Raw genomic sequence first — 18,676 nt, 5'->3', positions numbered from 1 at the left:
CCACACGCTCTCCCTACACGACGTACTTCCGAGCTATACGAAAGGAGACACCACCATTGACCACATCATGACGAACAAAGCATAACGACTGAGCGGGTCAAATCTCGGTGACAACACCGGGTCAGTTTTAAGTGACATCCAACAATGCTCAATGCGGCATAGAGGACAGGACCTTTTTTGCACTGGATTGTACCCAATGCCAAACCACCCGAAGCAACGGCCATCGCTATATTGAGCGCCATCCACGACTTGCCGAGTTTCGGTTTTCCGGCGAGCAAGGTTATACCCTCAACGATGATCCCATCCACCGAATATTTCAACGGCGGAAACTTCATCGCCTGAAGATCCCGTGCCGTAAAGGTTTCGAACCCGAGATGGCCAGATGCTGCTCTGCCGCTTCTTATCGCCTTACTCTGTGACGCTAGGCGCTTTGGTTTGCGATTAGCCATTTTGACCTCCTCGCTTTGAGATGATGCGGTTGACCTCGTCCCACGCGGTATCGGCGTTGCTGCCATGTTTGTTGACGAAGTAGGGATTGCTGAGAAGCAGTTTGACGAGCTCCGCAGGCTTTGCGCGGGCGTTGTGAAACGCAGTGACAAGCAGATAGATGGCCTTTGAACGATCGGGCCACTTCGGTGATATGTCCTCAGCTGCCGCCAGCACCAGAATGCTTGGAGGCACATACCTGCCATACTTGGCGATGATTTTCTGGGCTGACAGGGACGTGGTACCGCGTGTCCGCCGCTTTCGGCTTCCGCGAGGCAATGAGGCGCTGATCTCCAGCATCCACACCTTTGGTCGGGGTATCGGACTGAGATCAGACTTCAGTAGATTGACCAAGTCGCCATTGCGTTCGGGTTTGTTGTTGCGCGTTGCCGGAACCCGCAATAATTTCGTGACCGAATGTCCGCCTTTGTCGCCACCGAAATCGCAGACAAACTTGTTTGAGTAAGCCTCTGCCACAGGCGCTTTGAGGGCGATGTCAAAGAGCCAAAGTGCTTGATATGACGCCTTGGAGGTTTCGACGATAATACTGGGTTCAGGTTTATAGCCATTCGGATGATAGGCGTCACAATCTGCCCAAGCATACCGCGTCCTAAGACCATACTTAGCCTTCCGCTTTTTTTCACTGAACGCATTGGGACAATAATAGATGTCCCATGCCTTCGGATCATATCCTTCCAACGATTGCTGGATGCGACTTGAACTAGCACCGGTTGGCAGAAACACTTCGTTCCATTTACCTGTGACACTGTTGCGAACAGCGATGCAGACATAACCTTTTTCGTGCGCCAGCCAGATGCGGCGTAGAAATTTGGCAGCTGAAACTGACCAATCTCGTTCTTTGTATTTGATTGGTAATTTACGAGGCATCTGCATACCTCCATGTCTTTCTTTCAATCCTGCGATCTTCAAGCCAGTCGAGTATCTCCTGCTTGTCCCATGCACAGGTGGTACCGCCTATCTTGAGCCTGCGAGGAAACGCACCTCTGGCCTCCATACGGAGTAGTGTCTGGTTTGATTGCCATATGCCGAGGGATTGAACATCAGTGCGGCTGAGTATGAGCTTTTGAGTAATTTCCACCGATTCATTGGGCGGAGGTGATTGGATAGCCATTGTCGGCTCCTTTTTTGTTTCAGGAGCCTCTTAACTATTCAGATATCACTATCCCGTAATGGAGCAAAAAACACGATTTATTCTTCCCTTTTGTACTCGGCCCAAAGGTCGTCAACATAATTCCCTACAGTATCTTTTGAGGGAAGGTCGTTGCCCGTAGCGCTTTGATCACTAGCATGATCGAGATAACTGTTGATCAGCGTTACCTTTTTAACGGAGGAGCAAGATTCAATTTGTTCGCGCAGAAATTCCTCTATGCTTGCAGCATCGTATTTTGATTTGGCTCCGCGTGTATCATCGTTTTTCATAATTCGGTCGATGAGAGAAAGCGCATCGACGGTTACCTGATAGCCAACCGTATTATGACGCCCCAAAATCGACTCATTTATGTATATGCGCGGGATTAGATTGAGGTTTTGGCGCGGTGATTGAGCCGAATGGCTACCAGTATCCCCGTATAAGTTCCACTTGATCTCCTCGCGCCGGGTCCATTGGAACAGCAATTCTTGGACATGTGTTCGGCGTGATTTGCGGCCACGCAGTGCCGTCTTTGATGATCTGCTGTCGCGAAAAATATTGTCTTCATAAGGCATCTTGTCTTTGTCGGTGAGTGCTTTGAACTCTCGTCCATCCCAGCCCCAAGGATACAGATAGAAACCGATGAGGTTGGCTGCAGGTCTCAAACGGATTTCATATTTGCCTTCATGGTGCTGTTGAATTCGTTTCCAGTCGGTGCTTCTGGCGATTGTATTAACTGGCTTAGGTGGTCGGCCCATAGTGTGAGTGCTTCTCTTTTTTCATCAGAATATGCGTGCCGATTATAGGTTGCTGCTACACCTGAGACTACACCGCTGCGGTGATTGAGAACAGCCTCAATGACATGCGGCGAGACGCGAAGCTCGGCCATCTTGGTAGCCATGGTCCTGCGCAGGTCATGAATGCGCCATGGCTCAATTGGGTTCATGGCCGAATCCATCCGCGCCTTCGCTTTGCCAAAGCCAGAGAACGGCGACCTCCCTGTGGTGGTGAACACAAAGTCGGATTTGAGAAACCGGGGCGCAGATCGCAGAATGTCCATCACTTCGGATGGAAGTGGAACCATATGTAATTTGGCATTTTTCACCCGCGAGGATGGCAAGGTCCATGTGGCGGCCTCGAAATCGATTTCTGACCAGCGCATACCAGAGACCTCAGAGCGCCGCTGACCTGTAATGAGCAAAACCTTGATGATATCCCCAAATGGGTAGCCATCGGCGTCAGAGAGCCGCCATACGGTCTCTAGCTCGCTATTGGAGAGCAATCGGTCACGGGGTATTTCCTTGATCGGCATTTTCATACTTACCAAGGGTGAGGCTTCGATGACGCCTCGATCCACAGCCCAATTCATCAGTTTTTTTATTGCAGCGATTGTTCGGTTCGCCCCGGCACCCATGCCATCAGCAATCAAGCCGTCGATAACATGTACAACCTCAGCGCGGCGGATATCTGTTACGGGCCGGTGAAATAGCGGCTTGAATTTTTGCAGCAAGGCAAGTTTACGCTTCCAGTCACTGTTGTGATGCTTTGCGTAAATTTCAATGAAGCGAGGCACCAATTCGCCAAGGGTGGTTCGATCCACATCTTCGGTTTTTTTGAAATAACTGCCATCTTCGATGCTTATCAAGATTTGCTTGGCTTTCTCGCGGGCACCGCCAAGCGACGTTAATGGATAAGTGCCCAATTTGATCCGCTTGTTCCGCCCTTCGATCCGTTTGGTTAGATAGAATACTTTGCACCCCGACACAGACACCCGGACCATAAACCCAGCCATTAGTTCATCACGGACATCAATCCGAGGTCGCCCATTAGGAGGCTTCAAGGTTTCAATTGTTTTGGCAGTCAGCTTCATTCTCATGTGCCAAGCCTAAGACAGTACCGGCCCCATGTAAGGGTACAAGTTGAGAAGGGCTGAGGTGGTTGTTGGCAGATTGGGCGGAAAGAGGTAGTTCGCTGCACGCGCAATGTAGTTGGGAAGGAAGTGCTAAAGCGGTCATTCGACTTTGGCCTGCAGATCTGCCCCTTTGTCGTCTTTCTTCAATTCCCGCCTAGGAGAATTGGTCCATCTGGATGCCAAGCGATTTGGCCTTTGAATAGGCGGTCGTCGGCGCAAGCCCGAGGATCGCTGCCGCGCCGGATTTTCCGGAAATCTTGCCTTTGGCGCGGCGTAGTGCGGCTTCAAAATTCTTGATCTCTAACTGGCGCAGCTCTTTCTGGGTCAGGACTCGGTTTGTCTGTGTGGGGGCATCTGATAGGTCGCTTTGGATGTCGAACTGCAACCGGCCACCCTGTGCAAGGATCGCCGTGCGCTCGATCACGTTTTCCAGCTCCCGCACGTTTCCAGGCCAGTCATAGGATTGCAGCGTCTCTATGTTGGCCTTGGTCAGAGTCATCTTTGTCAGGCGCAGCCGCCGCATCGTGCGGTCAAGGAAATGCCGCGCAAGGTAGGGGATGTCTTCGGGCCGGTTCTTGAGGGGTTCGGTCATGATCGGCAGCACGTTGAGGGCAAAATAGAGGTCTTGGCGGAACCGTCCGGCGCGCACTTCGGCCAGCAGGTCATAGCTGGTGGTGGCGATGATCTTGGCCGCGACGGGAATTTCGGTGCTGTCGCCCAGACGCCTGAAATGGCCCGCCTGCAGAACGTCGTGCAGGCTGGCCTGCACCTTGGCAGGGAGGGTTGCGACCTCGTCCAGATGCAGGGTGGCATTGTGCGCCATGAGCAATTTGCCGGTCATGTCCCGCGCAGCACCCGTAAAGGCACCGCGACGATAGCCGAAAAGCTCGGCCTCCAGCTCGGCCGCCTTTTTCTGATCGCAGTTGATGCGCACTAGGGGGCGGTGGTGACGGTCGCTTGCTTCGTGGATCGCCGAGGCTGTCATGCTTTTGCCCGACCCGGACGGGCCGGAGACTAGCACGTGGGCGTCGCTTTGCGCGGCCAAATCAATCTGGGCGTTCAGCGATTTGACGGCGGGAGAGACACCGACCACGCCGGTGTGTGACCGTGCCGAGCGTATCTCTGTCAGGAGGTATTCGTTTTCCTGTTGCAGCTTGACCTTCAGCTCTTCGACCTGCGCTAGGGCATCGCGCAGCTTGCGCTCGTTTTCCTTGCGTTCGGTCACGTCGCGAAAAATCACCACGGCACCGGCTAGCACATCGTGGTCGTAAATCGGGGTCGAGACATATTCCACAAGGATCGGCTTGCCGTCCTTGCGCCAGAACACGTCATCTTCCACGCGCATGGTTTCGTCACGGCGGAAGGATTTGTAGATAGGGCATTCATGGGCGGGGAAGTGATCGCCGCTCAGGTGTTTGTGGTGGATGATCGAATGCAATTCGCGCCCGATCAGATCGTCCGACGACCAGCCCAGCATTTCCTGCGCTGCGCGGTTCACGAAGGTGGCCTGCCCTTTTGCGTTGATACCGTAAATGCCTTCGCCAGCAGCTTCGAGGATCAGGTGGTTCTGGGCCTCGACCTCGCGAAAGAAGCCATAGATGTTTTGCCATTGGGACAGGCCCGCGTTCTGATGCGACTCCCGTTCCGCTTGCTGGTTGCGACGGTCATGCTCGTCAAGATCCAGAAAGCTGAGCAGCACCAAGCCCGACTTGAGTTGCGCCCCATAGGTCTGAAGTCGCAAAGCCGCCCCTGTCGCGCCAGTGAGGGAGAGACAGCGGTCAACATAGGACCCGAAATGCGCAACGGCATCGAAAAACACCACAGCGTCGGCAAAGTCATTTTCCATCTGGTGAGAGAGGGGCGCAGACAGCATCGCCTCCCCCAACAAGGCCCGCCCCGCCTCATTCGCCGCGACGATCCTGTCGCTGCGGGTGTCGACGAGGATCGTTGGCATCGGGTGATGGGCGATCAGATCTGCGGATTCGTTTTCATCAAGCATGAGTCAGAGCATGGGGCTCCGGAGGCACGCCGCAAATTACGAAATCCCGTAACTTACGAAAATTCGTAACAGTCGCCCAAAAATTAACCAATAAATTCAGGACCAACCCGTTTTGAAGGCACTTGGCACAAGGTCTTCTGTACTGCGGCACAGTGTAGAAATATGTCCTTAACCAATGACAGGAGACGGATATGACGATCAAAAGCCTTGGAAATCCATTTTCCGAAAAGACCGACCTTAGACATGGCGCGGATTGCGGATGTGACACCTGCCTGACAGGTCACGGACACGACGCGACCCACAAAGAACCGACAGCGATGTCGTCGGAAGAGATGATGGAGCGGGCGGTAGAAAGCGCAGTTGTGCGGTCGGTTTTCGGCCAGAACGATATCGCGCGGCGGTCGTTTATGGGCATGCTGGGCGGCACATCCGTTGCGGCGGCGCTGGCTTCGGTCTTTCCTGTCAAACAGGCGGTGGCCAATATTCTGGACGACCTCGGCCCGCCGGAAAAGACGGATCTCAACATCGGCTTTGTGCCGATCACCTGCGCCACGCCCATCATCATGGCGCAGCCCCTGGGCTTTTACGAGCGCTACGGTTTGAATGCACAGGTCATCAAGACCGCAGGCTGGGCCGTGGCCCGCGATAAATCCATGTCCGGTGAATATGACGCCTCCCACATGCTGACGCCCATGCCTTTGGCGATGACGATGGGGGCGGGGTCCGTGGCCGAACCCTATATCATGCCCGCCGTGGAAAACATCAATGGACAGGCGATTGTTCTGTCTAACGAGCACCTCGACAAGCGTGACCCGAGCCAGTGGAAGGGCTTCACCTTTGGGGTGCCTTTTGAATATTCCATGCACAACTTCCTGCTCCGCTATTACGTTGCTGAATTCGGGCTGGACCCTGATGTGGATATCCAGATCCGCGTTGTGCCCCCGCCAGAGATGGTCGCGAACCTGCGGGCCGGTAACCTTGATGGCTATCTCTCACCTGATCCGTTCAACCAGCGTGCGGTTTATGAAGGCATTGGCTTCATCCACATCCTCACCAAAGAAATATGGGAAGGTCATCCATGCTGTGCCTTTGCTGCGCCTTTGTCTTTCGCGACCGAATTGCCAAATACCTACGGCGCTTTACTCAAGTCGATCATTGACGCGACGCAATACGCCTCCAACCCTGAGAACCGCAAGGAAATCTCGGCAGCCATCGCGCCGACCAATTATCTCAACCAGCCGGTTACGGTGATCGAACAGGTTCTGACAGGCACCTATGCCGATGGTCTGGGCGAGGTGCAGCGCGTGCCCGACCGGATCGACTTTGATCCCTTCCCATGGCAGTCGATGGGCGTCTGGATCCTGACGCAGATGAAACGTTGGGGCTATATCGATGGCGATGTCGATTACAAAGGCGTGGCAGAACAGGTCTACCTCGCGTCTGACGCCCGCAAGGTCATGACCGATCTGGGCTATGAAGCCCCTGCGGAAAACTACAAATCGCATATGATTATGGGCAAGACCTTCGACCCTGCGCAGCCAGAAGCCTATGTCGATAGCTTTGCTATCAAAGCGGGCGACTGATGGAGCGTTTGTCGGAAAACAGGCGCGCCGCGATCTGGTCGATTGCCTTGCTTTTTGTTGGTCTGTTTGTCTGGGAAATCTCGATTTCCGCACAAGCGGTCAACACGGGCGAGCTGACCGAATATGAAATACTGACCGGGGCGGGCACTGCGAAAGCAGGCGTGCCGCCCCCCAGCGAGGTCGCTGTCAAAGCGTGGCAGGAGTTGTCCAATCCGTTCTATGATGCAGGGCCCAACGACAAGGGCATCGGCATCCAGATTGGCTATTCGATCTACCGCGTTCTGACGGGGTATTTTTTGGCGGCAATCATCGCGATCCCGCTCGGGTTTCTGATCGGCATGTCATCGGTAGCCTATAAGGCGCTCAACCCGTTCATTCAGGTTCTGCGCCCGATTTCGCCCCTTGCGTGGATGCCCTTGGCCCTGTTCATCATTCAGGATTCCGAGGCTTCAGCTATTTTCGTGATCTTTATCTGTTCGATCTGGCCGATGTTGCTGAACACAGCCTTTGGCGTGGCTGGCGTGCGCGAAGACTGGGTGAACGTGGCGCGCACCCATGAACTCAGCGCGATCAAAACGGCCTTTACCGTGGTCTTGCCCGCCGCTGCACCTACCATTGTGACAGGTATGCGGATTTCTATCGGGATCGCATGGCTGGTCATCGTCGCCGCAGAGATGCTCGTGGGCGGGACGGGGATCGGGTATTATGTCTGGAACGAGTGGAACAACCTCGACCTGACCTCCGTCATATTCTCAATTTTCATGATCGGCATTGTCGGCATGTTGCTGGACGCGGCCTTTGGCCTGCTTCAGCGGCGCGTCGCCTACGTAGAATAAGGTAGACCCATGGCAAATTCATTTCTGAGCATCGAAAAGCTGACCCAGCGCTATCCCGATGGCAAAGGCGGCGAATTCACGGTTTTCGAAAACGCCAGCTTTGGCATCGAAAAGGGCGAGTTTGTGTGCATTTTGGGTCACTCGGGCTGTGGTAAATCAACGATCATGAACATCCTTGCAGGGCTTTCCGAGCCGACCAAGGGCGTCGTCAAGATGGACGGTTTCGCGATTTCCGGCCCCAGCCTGGATCGTGGCGTGGTCTTTCAGAACTATTCTCTGCTGCCATGGCTGACGGCCCTGAAGAACGTGACCTTTGGGGTGGCCGCGCGGTTCCCCAACTGGACCAAGCAACAGGTCGAGGAGCACTCGATCGCATTCTTGGAAAAGGTCGGCTTGTTGGGCGACGCGATCCACCGCAAGCCCAGCCAATTGTCTGGCGGCATGCGCCAGCGGGTGTCGATCGCCCGCGCGTTCGCCAATGAACCCAAGCTGTTGTTGCTGGATGAGCCCTTTGGCGCGCTGGACGCGCTGACCCGCGGCACCATTCAGGAAGAGCTGCTGAAGGTCTGGAGCGGCACCGACCAGACGGTCTTTATGATCACCCATGACATCGACGAGGCGATCCTGCTGGCGGACCGCATCTTGTTGATGACAAACGGACCTCTGGCCCGCGTCGCCGAAAGCGTCGAGATCACGATTCCACGCCCGCGCGTGCGCACCGACATTGTAGAGCACCCGAATTACTACGCCATTCGCAATCATCTGGTGCAGTTTCTTGGGAAACGCTCGGCGGAACTGGCTGGCCAAGCCAGTGCGGAGGGCGAGACCCATTCGCCGCAAACTGTTCGCATCGACAATACGGAAGGCGCGGGGGACGCGCAGCCCATATTGCAAGCGGTTATGACATGACCGACCCGCAGCCGCGCGCCCCTGTTCCCCCGTTCAGCTACCGCGACGCTGTGCAAAAGGTGCGGATGGCCGAGAACGCTTGGAACGGGCGTGACCCTGCCAAAGTCGCGCTGGCCTATACGCCTGACACCAAATGGCGCAACCGTTCGGAATTTTTGAACGGGCGCACCGAAGTAGAGGCGTTTTTGACCCGCAAATGGGCCACCGAGAACGGCTATCGCCTGATCAAGGAAATCTGGGCCCATAGCGACGACAAAATCGCCGTGCGCTTTTGTTATGAATACCACGACGCCGAGGGACAGTGGCTTCGCGCCCATGGCAATGAAAACTGGGCCTTTGATGCGCTTGGCTACATGGCCATGCGGCACGCGTCGATCAACGATGTGCCTATCACGCAGGCCGAACGCCTGTTTCACTGGGAGGCCCCTGGGCCTCGCCCCGATGATCACCCCGGCCTGACAGAGCTTGGGTTGTAAGAATTCAATACAAAAGAAGGACACCACACCAATGACCGACATGATGACCAAAGAAGATGTCACAGCAATGATCCTTTCGGCCAAGAAAACGGCCGGAATGACGTGGGAAGGCATTGCCGAAAAGATAGACATGTCCCCTGTCTGGACCCATTCTGCGGCGATGGGCATGAACGCTTTTCCACCCGAAAAGGCTGCGTTGATGGTCAAGGTCATGGGCCTGCCCCAAGAGGCGGAAGGCGTGCTGGCCGAAAGCCCCACCAAGATCTGGGAACAGGCGGTTCCGACCGATCCCTGCATCTACCGCTTTTACGAAATCGTTGGTGTCTACGGCCCGACCCTCAAGGCGCTGATCCAAGAAAAGTTCGGCGACGGCATCATGTCCGCGATTGATTTCGACATGTCTGTCACTCGGGTCGAAAACCCTAAAGGGGACCGCGTGAAGGTTGAAATGTCTGGCAAATACCTTGGGTATAACAGCTGGTAGGAATGTAGTGGGGTCGCCATCTCAGGCGGCCCGCGTTGCCTTGAATAGATCCGTCTAAACGGATCCCGAGTCATCCAGCCTCAAAAAACAGACGCCAGTTTCGCTGCCGTATCAACGCCATTGACGCCCTTAAGGGATAGGTCGTCACCATCCTCGCTAACGAGACCATACCGGCGCAGCCCAATCAACAGTATCTAAGAGTAATACCGTCAAACATGCTAAATTTGAACAATTCACGCGAGTGCGAAAGTGGGTTGCAATCCTAGGCTCAGGACTCATAACCAGAATAAAACGGTTGCAGCGAGAGCGATGGCTGACAGGAATACCTTTGGACATCTGTCGTAACGGGTTGCGACACGCCTCCAGTCCTTCAGTCGGCCAAACATGATCTCGATACGGTTGCGCCGCTTGTATCGACGCTTGTCATATTTTACGGGCTTTTCCCGCGACTTTCGCCCCGGGATACAGGGAGTGATACCCATATTTACAAGGTCCTCGCGGAACCAATCCGCGTCATACCCGCGATCTCCAAGCAGCCAATCTGCTGCTGGAAGGCTGCTCACGAGAGCACGTGCGTCAGTATAGTCACTGACCTGCCCAGCAGTCATGAAGAACCGAATTGGCCGCCCAATCGTATCAGTCACGGCATGCAGTTTCGTATTCATACCGCCCTTGGTGCGACCTATCAGGCGTCCACGCCCCCCTTTTTGACCCACAAGCTAGATGCTGTGCGATGTGCTTTAAGGTAGGTCGCATCAATTGAGATGGTGCTGTCGTTGGGTTCTTGAGCCGCGAGCCCCATCATGATCCGAGCAAATACTCCCATATCACTCCATCGCTTCCAACGGTTGTAGAGCGTCTTGTATGGACCATATTCTTTAGGTGCATCACACCAGCGTAACCCATTGCGATTGATGAAGATTATGCCGCTCAGGACACGCTGGTCGTCAACTCGGGGCACCCCATGGCTCTTTGGAAAATACGGTCGAAGCCGCCCCATCTGTTCTTCGCTCAGCCAATAAAGATTGCTCACATTACACCCCCGCAGTTTACGGGTTTGAATCATGCCAACAGGACAGCATCAACAAGATTAATGGGTCCTGAGCCTAATGGCAGATAGGGCGGAGAGTGGACGTTTACTGTACACGCAAGCTTCGGTTGATCTACTGTTGAAACCGAAATTTGGCCACCAGTTGTTAAACGCCATCAGCAAAGCCACGCAGGGAAGAGGAACAAACAAAGAGCCCCCAAAACGGGGGCTCTTCTTCAAGGCTTGGCCGTGCTAAGTGCAACGCCTCAAATCCCAATCGTCTCAGCTCGGGCTGTTGTCGCAGAAAGTCTGGATGATTTCTGAGACTTTATCCGAAGGTATGTCGCCAGCAGCCTCAGCAATTTGCTTCGGGTTCAGCCCTTCGGTAAACCCGGGCAGCTCTTTCAAAGCCTGAAACAGTTTCCCTGGGTTATCCTGAGGCCCGGCAATGGTACCATTGCACCCCTTTCCGGATGCCTGACCTTGCGGCTCACCTGCGAACGCCATACCCGAAAAACCGAGAACGACAGCGATAGTCATTGCAAATATCTTCTTCATTTCTTCCTCCATTTTAGGTTAAGTATCCAGAGTAAAACAGAATATGAAAAATCTCACATCACTCAGACGAGCGTCGCCCAGCCTCAATTTTCTAGCTCACTTTTGCTAGTCCGAATGGCGTATCTTAGCCTACATTCCCCGAGTAGAACTCCCTCTCCTGCATGGGGTCGATATTGTGCGCCCCGATCAAGCCTTTTTGAGGTGCTGTAAGCCAGATGCGAACCGGTCTCTGTTCTTTAGCAACCTCAATCTGTTAGGCAGCACCACTCGGAAAGAGCAGCGACGCGATTCAGTTTGAAATTTGATCGGCTTTTGAGGCGGCGCTCCGCGTTGAAATGATTTTGGGCTGAGCCGTGAACGGCGGCGAATTTCTGTAAAGTCCGCATCCGTCTAAAGCGAAGCATAGCCCTTTCTCTTCGTCTAAATGGCTGGTGTGAATTCTCGGCTCGATTGTTGAGCCAGCGACCGGTTTCTTGCCTATCAGCGTTGCCGATCTCCTTCATCGCCGCGCCATAGGGTAATCCCCCCATTTTTAATGGGGCGCAGCCGTAGAATTCACGCGGCTGTTTTCAGTTTCATGGCGGGTGTGATGCCACCGATGCTGAAGCAGTCCTTCGTTTGTCACCACGTTGCGCGCTCAGGTGGTCAACCACGTCGACATTGGACACGCCGCGAAAGCGGTCGGCGCAAACGACCATCCTTTCACGCGGCCCAATGATCACCTTAACCGCGAAAGTTCGGTGCGCTAGCGGACTTTGGAAATTTGAAAGCGGGATACGGCTTGCGTTCCGACTCAATTGATAAATATCAAAGAACCCCCGGAGCGAACCATCCATTGTGGCGTCAAGGCACTAAAGGAGTTCATTTAATGAAGTCCAGTTGCTTCGGAGAGGAGGTCGCCTTGTTTTTCCAGGATGAACGCAACTTGATGATCCCTCTCGATTCAAACGGCCTTTTCATCCGCATTGATCCGCTGGGGCAACCTAAAACTTCTATAAATTTGCGTATCGCGTGTCACAAGATCACCATCGGCCAACGGCTCATTGACGAGAAAATCGACACGATGCTGAAAGCATGCCGGGAGTGCAACAGTGATATCCCGTCCCTGCTGCCTCCTCCCGCCATCGCGATGACAAAAGACGGAAGGTCGATGCTTGTCGAAGCATTGCTTTTGCCGCGCGAACTGGGGGCTTTGATCGGAGGGGCACGGTTCATCCTTGCGGTGCGCGAAGTGGCCAGCCCGCTCAAATCCCGCAAGTCGCGCAAGTCGCGCATGCGACATAGCTTAGGGCTGACCGTAACCGAGGCGGATTTTGCCGACCTTCTGGCGCAAGGGATGAGCGTGAAGGAGGCTTCTGAGCGGCTTTGTATCTCCATTTGGACGGGGCGCAGCCACCTCCGGTCGATCTTTCAAAAAACCGATACGCATCGTCAGGGTGAATTGATCGCCCTGTTAAACCAGGAGAGACTGTGATCGTCCGCCAACGCTTAATAGCAGCGATAGATCTCCCAATCTCAGAAGTCTTGGAGGGGTCGCCATAAGCAAGGTAAATTATTCTCACTCTTAAAAAGGAAGCGTCAGCATTCCAAAAGTGAGAATTGATGGAAACCCTCGACACCAAATTGGAAAGGCTCGTGGTAAGATTTTGAAAGTAATCCTTCAAATCCTGTTCGTATTCTCAATTATCGCGATAGCTACGACAGGCTATCGAGAGTTTTCAAGTAGGCTGGAAACCAAGACGACATATATGACAAGCCCTGTACTTGAGGGAACGCTCAGTGAAACAGTCACCGCGACAGGGGCGTTGAATGCCGTCGTGACCGTTGATGTGGGTTCTCAATTGTCGGGGCGTATTGCAGAACTGCTCGTCGACTTCAACGACCCCGTCACACGTGGTCAACCCGTGGCGCGCCTTGATCCGGGTACGTACCAGGCCCGCAGCGCTGAAGCCAATGCCGCCCTGGAAATGGCCCGCGCAAGCGTTGCTGTGAAGGAGGCAGAACTTATTCGTGCTCAAGCGGAGCTTGAAGACGCCCGCGCAAATCTAGAAGTTCTCACCGCTCGTCTGGATGGCGCGCAGGCTCATTTTGACGCGGCCAATGCCGCGCTGGAACGCAAGCGCACTCTCAGAACACGCAACCTGATCACCACTGAGGAATTCGAAGAGGCTGAACTCGAACACAAGATCGTGGCTGCTGAACTAAAAGAAGCCCGTGCGATTGTGCAGGCCCATGCGATCAAAGTTAAGGTGGCCAAGGCTGACGTCAGACGTCAGAAGGCCGATCTCATGAATGCTCAGGCTAACATCCCTCAAAAAGAGGCTCTTCTGAACCTTGCCGAGATCGAGCTCGATCGAACGGTTATCCGGTCTCCCATAAACGGTACTGTTATTGGAAGAAATGTTTCACAAGGTCAAACGGTAGCCGCAAGCCTTGAGGCCCCAACACTTTTCACCATCGCGCAAGACCTCGTCGAGATGGAAATCCATGCCCGCATCGACGAGACAGATATTGGCAAGGTCAAACTTGGACAGTCCGCCAAGTTCACGGTGGATGCCTTCCCGGATCGCGCGTTCGAAGGAACGGTCAAACTGGTTCGGAAAGCGCCGGAGTTGGTACAGAATGTCGTGACCTATACGGTCATAATCGGAACTGAGAATACGGAACAGCTCCTGCTTCCTGGTATGACTGCCAATATCCGCTTGCTGGTCATGGAAAGCGAGCCACTCGTGAAAGTCCCTCGCGCCGCGATCGAATTCTCACCGGATGACATGACCGCCCAATCTGAAAGTCACGCCCAAGGGTCCGTTGTATGGGTTCTCGATGCCAACGGAACACCCCGCCCGGTGAAGGTGGAGACCGGCAAGCATGATCGCACGTATGCCGCAATTCTGGACGGGGATTTGCGGCCCGGGGAGCAAGTTATCACCAACGAGATTCAACAGGAGGCCGAGCAACGGTTTCTCGGGATCAGGATCGGCTTTTAGGGAGCTACCAGTGTCACTCATTGAGGCAAACGACCTTCAAAAGGACTATTTCTCAGAAGCGGGTCGGCTTCCAGTTCTCCGAGGTGTGTCCCTGAAGATCGTTGCAGGCGAGTTTGTCGCAATCATGGGGCCATCGGGCTCTGGCAAGTCGACACTCATGAATATTCTTGGCCTATTGGATACCCCATGCGGTGGGCACCTCTTCTTCGATGGCCGGGACGTCACCCAAATCAAGCCCGACGAACAAGCGGCCATACGTAATACACGTATCGGATTCGTCTTCCAATCCTACAATCTTCTGCCCCGCCTGACGGCCATAGAAAATGTTGAGCTTCCGCTGGTATATGCCGGTGTGCCCAGAGGCGACAGGCTTGAAAGAGCGCGACGCATGTTGGACGCCGTGGGCTTGGCCGACCGAACGAAACATTGGCCGAGCCAGCTATCCGGCGGCGAGCAGCAGCGCGTTTCAATCGCTCGCGCCATGGTGTCAAGACCCGCGCTTGTCCTCGCTGACGAGCCGACCGGCGCGCTTGACACTCAGACCGGTGCAAGCGTGATGTCGCTATTACAGGACATGATAAGAAAGGGTACGACCGTCGTCCTCGTCACACACGACGAGGCAGTGGCCCGGCATGCGGAACGGACCATTCGGCTCTTCGATGGAAAATTATGCCCTTCTCCGGATCAGGAAACCGCAATGGGTGCGGACTCTGGCGTGCAAACTGATCACACTCTGAGAGTAGCCGAATGAACATGTTTGAAACCCTGCGCATTGCCATCCGCTCAATCGCCTCAAATCGCATGCGATCTGGGCTGACAATGCTTGGCATCATCATCGGTGTGGCTTCCGTCGTCACCATGGTCGCCCTCGGATCCGGCGCGCGCACAATGGTCGCAGAGCAGATTCGATCGCTTGGGGCGCACGTGCTTATGGTATTGCCGGACGAAGCGCGCGAGCAAGGGGTTCGTCAGGAGGCCGGATCGGCACAATCACTTACCGAAAGCGACGCGCGCGCGATTGCGTTGGAGATTTCGACGGTCGCTGCTGCAGCGCCATCTATCCGGGGCGTTTTCCAGATAGTGTCTGGCAACCGAAACTGGCGCACGACGGTCAACGGCACGACAGCCGATTATTTCTTCGTTCGGGAATGGGCGCTTGCAGAGGGGCGTTATTTTACGGACGAAGAAACCCTGATCGGCGCAAAAGTTACGCTGATCGGGCAAACGATAGCCGAGCACATGTTTGACAAAGGCGAGAGCCCGGTCGGACAGACAGTAAGGATAGCGAACGCGCCGATGACGGTGATCGGCGTGCTTGCGGAAAAAGGCCCAACGGGCACAGGCCGAGATCAGGACGACATCGTGTTCCTGCCGATTTCGACAGCGCGGCAGCGGCTTATCGGGGGGGCAAACCAAGTCAATAGAGAGGCCGTCGGCTACATCCTTGTAAAGGCGGCTTCAAATGACGTGATGTCTGTCGCTGAGCAGCAGATCGCCTGGCTGCTGCGTCAGCGGCACGGGCTCAGACCTGCGCACTCGGACGATTTTCGCATCAGCGACCCCGCCGCGACAATGGCGGCTCAAACGGCCTCGACCCGGGTGCTGTCCTGGCTTTTGGCCTCGGTGGCCTCGGTCTCGTTGGTGGTGGGGGGCATCAGTATCATGAATATAATGCTGGTCTCAGTGGCAGAGCGGCGGCGCGAGATCGGTTTGCGGTTAGCTGTCGGCGCACGGCGGAGCCATATCCGCACGCAGTTTTTGGTCGAAGCCCTCGTGATCTGCCTCTTGGGTGGCGTAATCGGCTTGATCGTCGGAATGGTCGGCACGGCCCTGGTTGCCGCATTGGCTGGCTGGCCGGTTTTTCTTTCCCCTGCCGCGATGGCAATGGCGATGCTTTTCGCCGGGGCCACAGGAGTATTTTTTGGCTACTACCCTGCTCGAATTGCAGCACGATCCAACCCGATTGATTGCTTAAGGAGCAACTAAGGCATCGTGAAACGTCCTTCAGGTGCTGTAAGCCAGATGCGAACCGGTCTCTGTTCTTTAGCAACCTCAATCTGTTAGGCAGCGCCACTCGGTAAGAGCAGCGACGCGATTCAGTTTGAAATTTGATCGGCTTTTGAGGTGGCGCTCCGCGTTGAAATGATTTTGGGCTGAGCCGTGAACGGCGGCGAATTTCTGTAAAGTCCGCATCCGTCTAAAGCGAAGCTTATCCCGTTCTCTTCGTCTAAATGGCTGGTGTGAATTCTCGGCTCGATTGTTGAGCCAGCGACCGGTTTCTTGCCTATCAGCGTTGCCGATCTCCTTCATCGCCGCGCCGTAGGAGCGTAACTTGATGGTGACGAAAATATGTGGGACGCCATGACGTTTCCTTGTTTTTCTTAGGAATTTCAGTGCCGCCTTGCGATCACGGCGCTTCGTATCGAAGCATTCGAGGACTGCCCCCTCGTGATCCACAGCCCGCCAAAGATAGTGCGCCTCGCCGTTGATCCTCACGAACACCTCGTCTAGATGCGACTGCCAGTTCGAATTTGCGTACATTCGGCTGACCCTTTTCTTGCGGATCTCTGCGGCAAAAAGCTGGCCAAATCTGTTCCACCAGAACCGAACCGTTTCGTGACTGATGTCGACGCCGCGTTCGTGCAGAAGATACTTCACGTTCCGAAGAGAAAGCGGAAACCGAACATACATCATGACAGCCAGAAGGATGGTCTCTGGACCAGTCTTAAAGTAGCAAAATGGGCTGCATTTTGTCATCCCGCGACGCTAAGTGCTCGCCCTGCCCGCCTCAACCGACTTTGCTCTGACAGTGCCCTGTGGCGAGATGCTCCGATCATGCAACGTATGCGGCAAAGACCTCCCAGCTGAAGACACAGCGGATCCGGACAATCTTATCTGCAGCTGCGGAGCTACTTTTCCGGCTTGCCCAGAGTGCTCTGATGGCTGGTTAATCGAGCGAAAAGGCAAGTGGGGAAAGTTCCTCAGTTGCGTTAGATATCCTGACTGCATGGGAAGAGAATCTCTACCTAAGGCAAAGGAACGCAGTTGAAAACGATAGGCAGGTGCAAACAACCGAAACTTTCCAACGCTATTTAGGCTCGGGTGTCACACGGGTGTCAGGGGAGGCTTGTTAGGATGCTTTGATTTGAGCGGCTCTGAGCCAGGATAAAACTTAAGAATTAATTCTAATCAATCCATTATGGACAATGTCAGGCAATCTGGAATGGTCTGCTAAGATAGCAAGTGATATTGAAAATCCTCGTGTCGGTGGTTCGATTCCGCCCCTGGGCACCATTTAACTTATTGATATTTTTATATTTATTCTTGTCCATTTCTTGGGCACCCTTTAAGTTTGACAGTCTATTTAGAGGGTTTGACAATTGTTGATCGACGTTTGTTCTCCTCTTCCCAAATTTCGATTGTTCGCGCGTTCTTCCTTTCGAGGTTGGCGTCTCGAGAGTAGTGAAGACCCATCGCTGGCGATTTTTGCGCTAGGAGGTCTGAGATACTATGAGATGCCCCTAGATTTGTAGACGCTTTGCTTGGTAATTTTGGAACCAAGGAGAGACGGAAATGAACAAGGGAATACGTTTTACGGACGAGTTCAAACAGGACGCTGTGGCGCAGGTTGTTGAGCGTGGATATGCGGTCAGCGAAGTAGCTGAGCGGCTAGGGATCAGCACTAAGTCGTTGTACACGTGGAAGGCTCAGTTTTCGAAGTCGCCACGTGTCAGATCTGAGGTTGCCGATCAAGCTGCTGAGATCAGACGTTTGAAGCGGGAACTGGCGCGGGTGACTGAGGAACGTACCATTCTAAAAAACCGTTCCGGGTTGGGGCCCGCTTGTGCGCGGTAGAAACAGCCTGTGCTACAGTCGCGCCATGAAGGGGAGCGGCCGTTCGCTTATTGGTGGTCCGTCTGAGGGCGGAACCCCGTTAAAAAACGTGGTCCATGGGTTGATGCGAACTTGAGAGTGGTGACGCTGCTTTGGCAGTGTTCCCGGTTAGGAAGATGACGGATTTGCATAGCCCACGCCCTTCTGTCGCCAACAGGAGGATAGACAATGGCAAAGCAAAAGACCCGCAAGATTCCTACGATTGAGACTGTGAACATTGGCGCTGCCGCCGTTGATATTGGTTCACGCGAACACATGGCGGCTGTAAACCCAGAGGTGGCAGACTCACCGGTGCGCGCGTTTAGCTCGGAAGAGCGTCGTGGAGGGAAGGGGGTGAGACTTCGGTGGGCGGCGTTTCATTAAAAAAAAAAA

General features: G+C 54.4%; 19 protein-coding genes and 2 pseudogenes. 11 read left to right on the top strand and 10 right to left on the bottom strand.

All coding sequences use genetic code 11. The features are described from left to right. Window positions 1–65 precede the first annotated feature (65 nt). The 6 genes from HGT1_RS17025 to HGT1_RS17000 form a co-directional block, all read right to left on the bottom strand. Window positions 66–449: an AAA family ATPase gene (locus tag HGT1_RS17025; protein WP_176251158.1), complete on the bottom strand. Its 384-nt coding sequence runs from the start codon at window positions 447–449 to the stop codon at window positions 66–68. Then, window positions 442–1,374: a DNA-primase RepB domain-containing protein gene (locus HGT1_RS17020; RefSeq protein WP_176251157.1), complete on the bottom strand. Its 933-nt coding sequence runs from the start codon at window positions 1,372–1,374 to the stop codon at window positions 442–444. The genes HGT1_RS17025 and HGT1_RS17020 overlap by 8 nt, the downstream gene beginning before the upstream one ends. After that, entirely contained in the window at window positions 1,364–1,618 is a 255-nt protein-coding gene (locus tag HGT1_RS17015; protein ID WP_176251156.1) for an AlpA family transcriptional regulator, read from the bottom strand. The genes HGT1_RS17020 and HGT1_RS17015 overlap by 11 nt, the downstream gene beginning before the upstream one ends. Window positions 1,619–1,695: 77 nt before the next feature. Then, window positions 1,696–2,301 carry a hypothetical protein gene (locus HGT1_RS17010; protein ID WP_176251155.1) on the bottom strand — a complete coding sequence of 202 codons (606 nt, stop codon included), beginning with the start codon at window positions 2,299–2,301 and terminating at the stop codon, window positions 1,696–1,698. Further along, a complete protein-coding gene (locus HGT1_RS17005) occupies window positions 2,298–3,512 on the bottom strand; it encodes a site-specific integrase (RefSeq protein WP_176251154.1) in 1,215 nt (404 codons plus the stop codon). Before HGT1_RS17005 ends, HGT1_RS17010 begins: the two co-directional genes overlap by 4 nt. Before the next feature lie 190 nt (window positions 3,513–3,702). Then, on the bottom strand, window positions 3,703–5,547 hold the full coding sequence (locus HGT1_RS17000) for a sigma 54-interacting transcriptional regulator (RefSeq protein ID WP_176251153.1): 1,845 nt from the start codon (window positions 5,545–5,547) through the stop codon (window positions 3,703–3,705). Between the two features lie 191 nt (window positions 5,548–5,738). Between HGT1_RS17000 and HGT1_RS16995 the strand changes: the two genes are divergently transcribed. From HGT1_RS16995 to cynS, 5 genes are read left to right on the top strand one after another with little or no spacing between them, the layout of a single operon-like run. Next, the gene (locus tag HGT1_RS16995; RefSeq protein WP_176251152.1) at window positions 5,739–7,130 is read left to right on the top strand and encodes a CmpA/NrtA family ABC transporter substrate-binding protein; all 1,392 of its coding nucleotides are present in this window, start codon (window positions 5,739–5,741) and stop codon (window positions 7,128–7,130) included. Further along, window positions 7,130–7,966, top strand: coding sequence for a nitrate ABC transporter permease (gene ntrB / locus HGT1_RS16990; RefSeq protein WP_176251151.1), 837 nt, complete (start codon window positions 7,130–7,132; stop codon window positions 7,964–7,966). Before HGT1_RS16995 ends, ntrB begins: the two co-directional genes overlap by 1 nt. 9 nt (window positions 7,967–7,975) lie before the next feature. Further along, a complete protein-coding gene (locus HGT1_RS16985) occupies window positions 7,976–8,875 on the top strand; it encodes an ABC transporter ATP-binding protein (protein ID WP_176251150.1) in 900 nt (299 codons plus the stop codon). After that, window positions 8,872–9,351 carry a nuclear transport factor 2 family protein gene (locus tag HGT1_RS16980; RefSeq protein ID WP_176251149.1) on the top strand — a complete coding sequence of 160 codons (480 nt, stop codon included), beginning with the start codon at window positions 8,872–8,874 and terminating at the stop codon, window positions 9,349–9,351. The genes HGT1_RS16985 and HGT1_RS16980 overlap by 4 nt, the downstream gene beginning before the upstream one ends. Window positions 9,352–9,382: 31 nt before the next feature. After that, window positions 9,383–9,835, top strand: coding sequence for a cyanase (gene cynS / locus HGT1_RS16975; RefSeq protein ID WP_176251148.1), 453 nt, complete (start codon window positions 9,383–9,385; stop codon window positions 9,833–9,835). A 275-nt stretch (window positions 9,836–10,110) separates the two neighbouring features. Here the strand turns inward: cynS and HGT1_RS16970 are convergent. The 3 genes and pseudogenes from HGT1_RS16970 to HGT1_RS16960 all read right to left on the bottom strand — a co-directional run. Continuing rightward, window positions 10,111–10,868, bottom strand: a protein-coding gene (locus HGT1_RS16970; protein ID WP_176251147.1) for an IS5 family transposase whose coding sequence is annotated in 2 segments (ribosomal slippage) — window positions 10,111–10,550 and window positions 10,550–10,868 — 759 coding nt in all. Because the reading frame shifts where the segments join, the coding sequence is not laid out codon by codon here. Between the two features lie 279 nt (window positions 10,869–11,147). Next, window positions 11,148–11,423, bottom strand: coding sequence for a hypothetical protein (locus HGT1_RS16965; RefSeq protein WP_176251146.1), 276 nt, complete (start codon window positions 11,421–11,423; stop codon window positions 11,148–11,150). Between the two features lie 245 nt (window positions 11,424–11,668). Continuing rightward, a pseudogene (locus HGT1_RS16960) lies at window positions 11,669–11,938 on the bottom strand (DDE-type integrase/transposase/recombinase); the annotation flags it as partial. A 353-nt stretch (window positions 11,939–12,291) separates the two neighbouring features. Between HGT1_RS16960 and HGT1_RS16955 the strand changes: the two are divergent. The 4 genes from HGT1_RS16955 to HGT1_RS16940 all read left to right on the top strand — a co-directional run bounded on the left by HGT1_RS16955 (window position 12,292) and on the right by HGT1_RS16940 (window position 16,396). Beyond that, window positions 12,292–12,897: a helix-turn-helix transcriptional regulator gene (locus HGT1_RS16955; protein ID WP_176251145.1), complete on the top strand. Its 606-nt coding sequence runs from the start codon at window positions 12,292–12,294 to the stop codon at window positions 12,895–12,897. Window positions 12,898–13,171: 274 nt separating this feature from the next. Beyond that, the gene (locus HGT1_RS16950) at window positions 13,172–14,410 is read left to right on the top strand and encodes an efflux RND transporter periplasmic adaptor subunit (RefSeq protein ID WP_176251144.1); all 1,239 of its coding nucleotides are present in this window, start codon (window positions 13,172–13,174) and stop codon (window positions 14,408–14,410) included. 10 nt (window positions 14,411–14,420) lie between these two features. Further along, window positions 14,421–15,161 carry an ABC transporter ATP-binding protein gene (locus HGT1_RS16945; RefSeq protein WP_255200254.1) on the top strand — a complete coding sequence of 247 codons (741 nt, stop codon included), beginning with the start codon at window positions 14,421–14,423 and terminating at the stop codon, window positions 15,159–15,161. Beyond that, the gene (locus HGT1_RS16940; RefSeq protein ID WP_176251143.1) at window positions 15,158–16,396 is read left to right on the top strand and encodes an ABC transporter permease; all 1,239 of its coding nucleotides are present in this window, start codon (window positions 15,158–15,160) and stop codon (window positions 16,394–16,396) included. The genes HGT1_RS16945 and HGT1_RS16940 overlap by 4 nt, the downstream gene beginning before the upstream one ends. Window positions 16,397–16,462: 66 nt before the next feature. Here the strand turns inward: HGT1_RS16940 and HGT1_RS16935 are convergent, their stop codons facing one another. Beyond that, a complete protein-coding gene (locus HGT1_RS16935) occupies window positions 16,463–17,167 on the bottom strand; it encodes an IS6 family transposase (RefSeq protein WP_176251142.1) in 705 nt (234 codons plus the stop codon). A gap of 67 nt (window positions 17,168–17,234) precedes the next feature. On the opposite strand from HGT1_RS16935, the gene HGT1_RS16930 reads away from it, so the two are divergent. Both HGT1_RS16930 and HGT1_RS16925 read left to right on the top strand, forming a co-directional pair. Next, the gene (locus HGT1_RS16930) at window positions 17,235–17,459 is read left to right on the top strand and encodes a topoisomerase DNA-binding C4 zinc finger domain-containing protein (RefSeq protein ID WP_176251159.1); all 225 of its coding nucleotides are present in this window, start codon (window positions 17,235–17,237) and stop codon (window positions 17,457–17,459) included. Between the two features lie 524 nt (window positions 17,460–17,983). Then, window positions 17,984–18,229, top strand: a pseudogene (locus HGT1_RS16925) (transposase); the annotation flags it as partial. Between the last annotated feature and the right edge of the window lie 447 nt (window positions 18,230–18,676).

Origin of the sequence: Sulfitobacter sp. HGT1, from assembly GCF_013282155.1 — a bacterium.
GTDB lineage: Bacteria > Pseudomonadota > Alphaproteobacteria > Rhodobacterales > Rhodobacteraceae > Sulfitobacter.
Note: the sequence above shows the minus strand (reverse complement) of the source record. Positions and strands in the feature narration are given on the sequence as shown.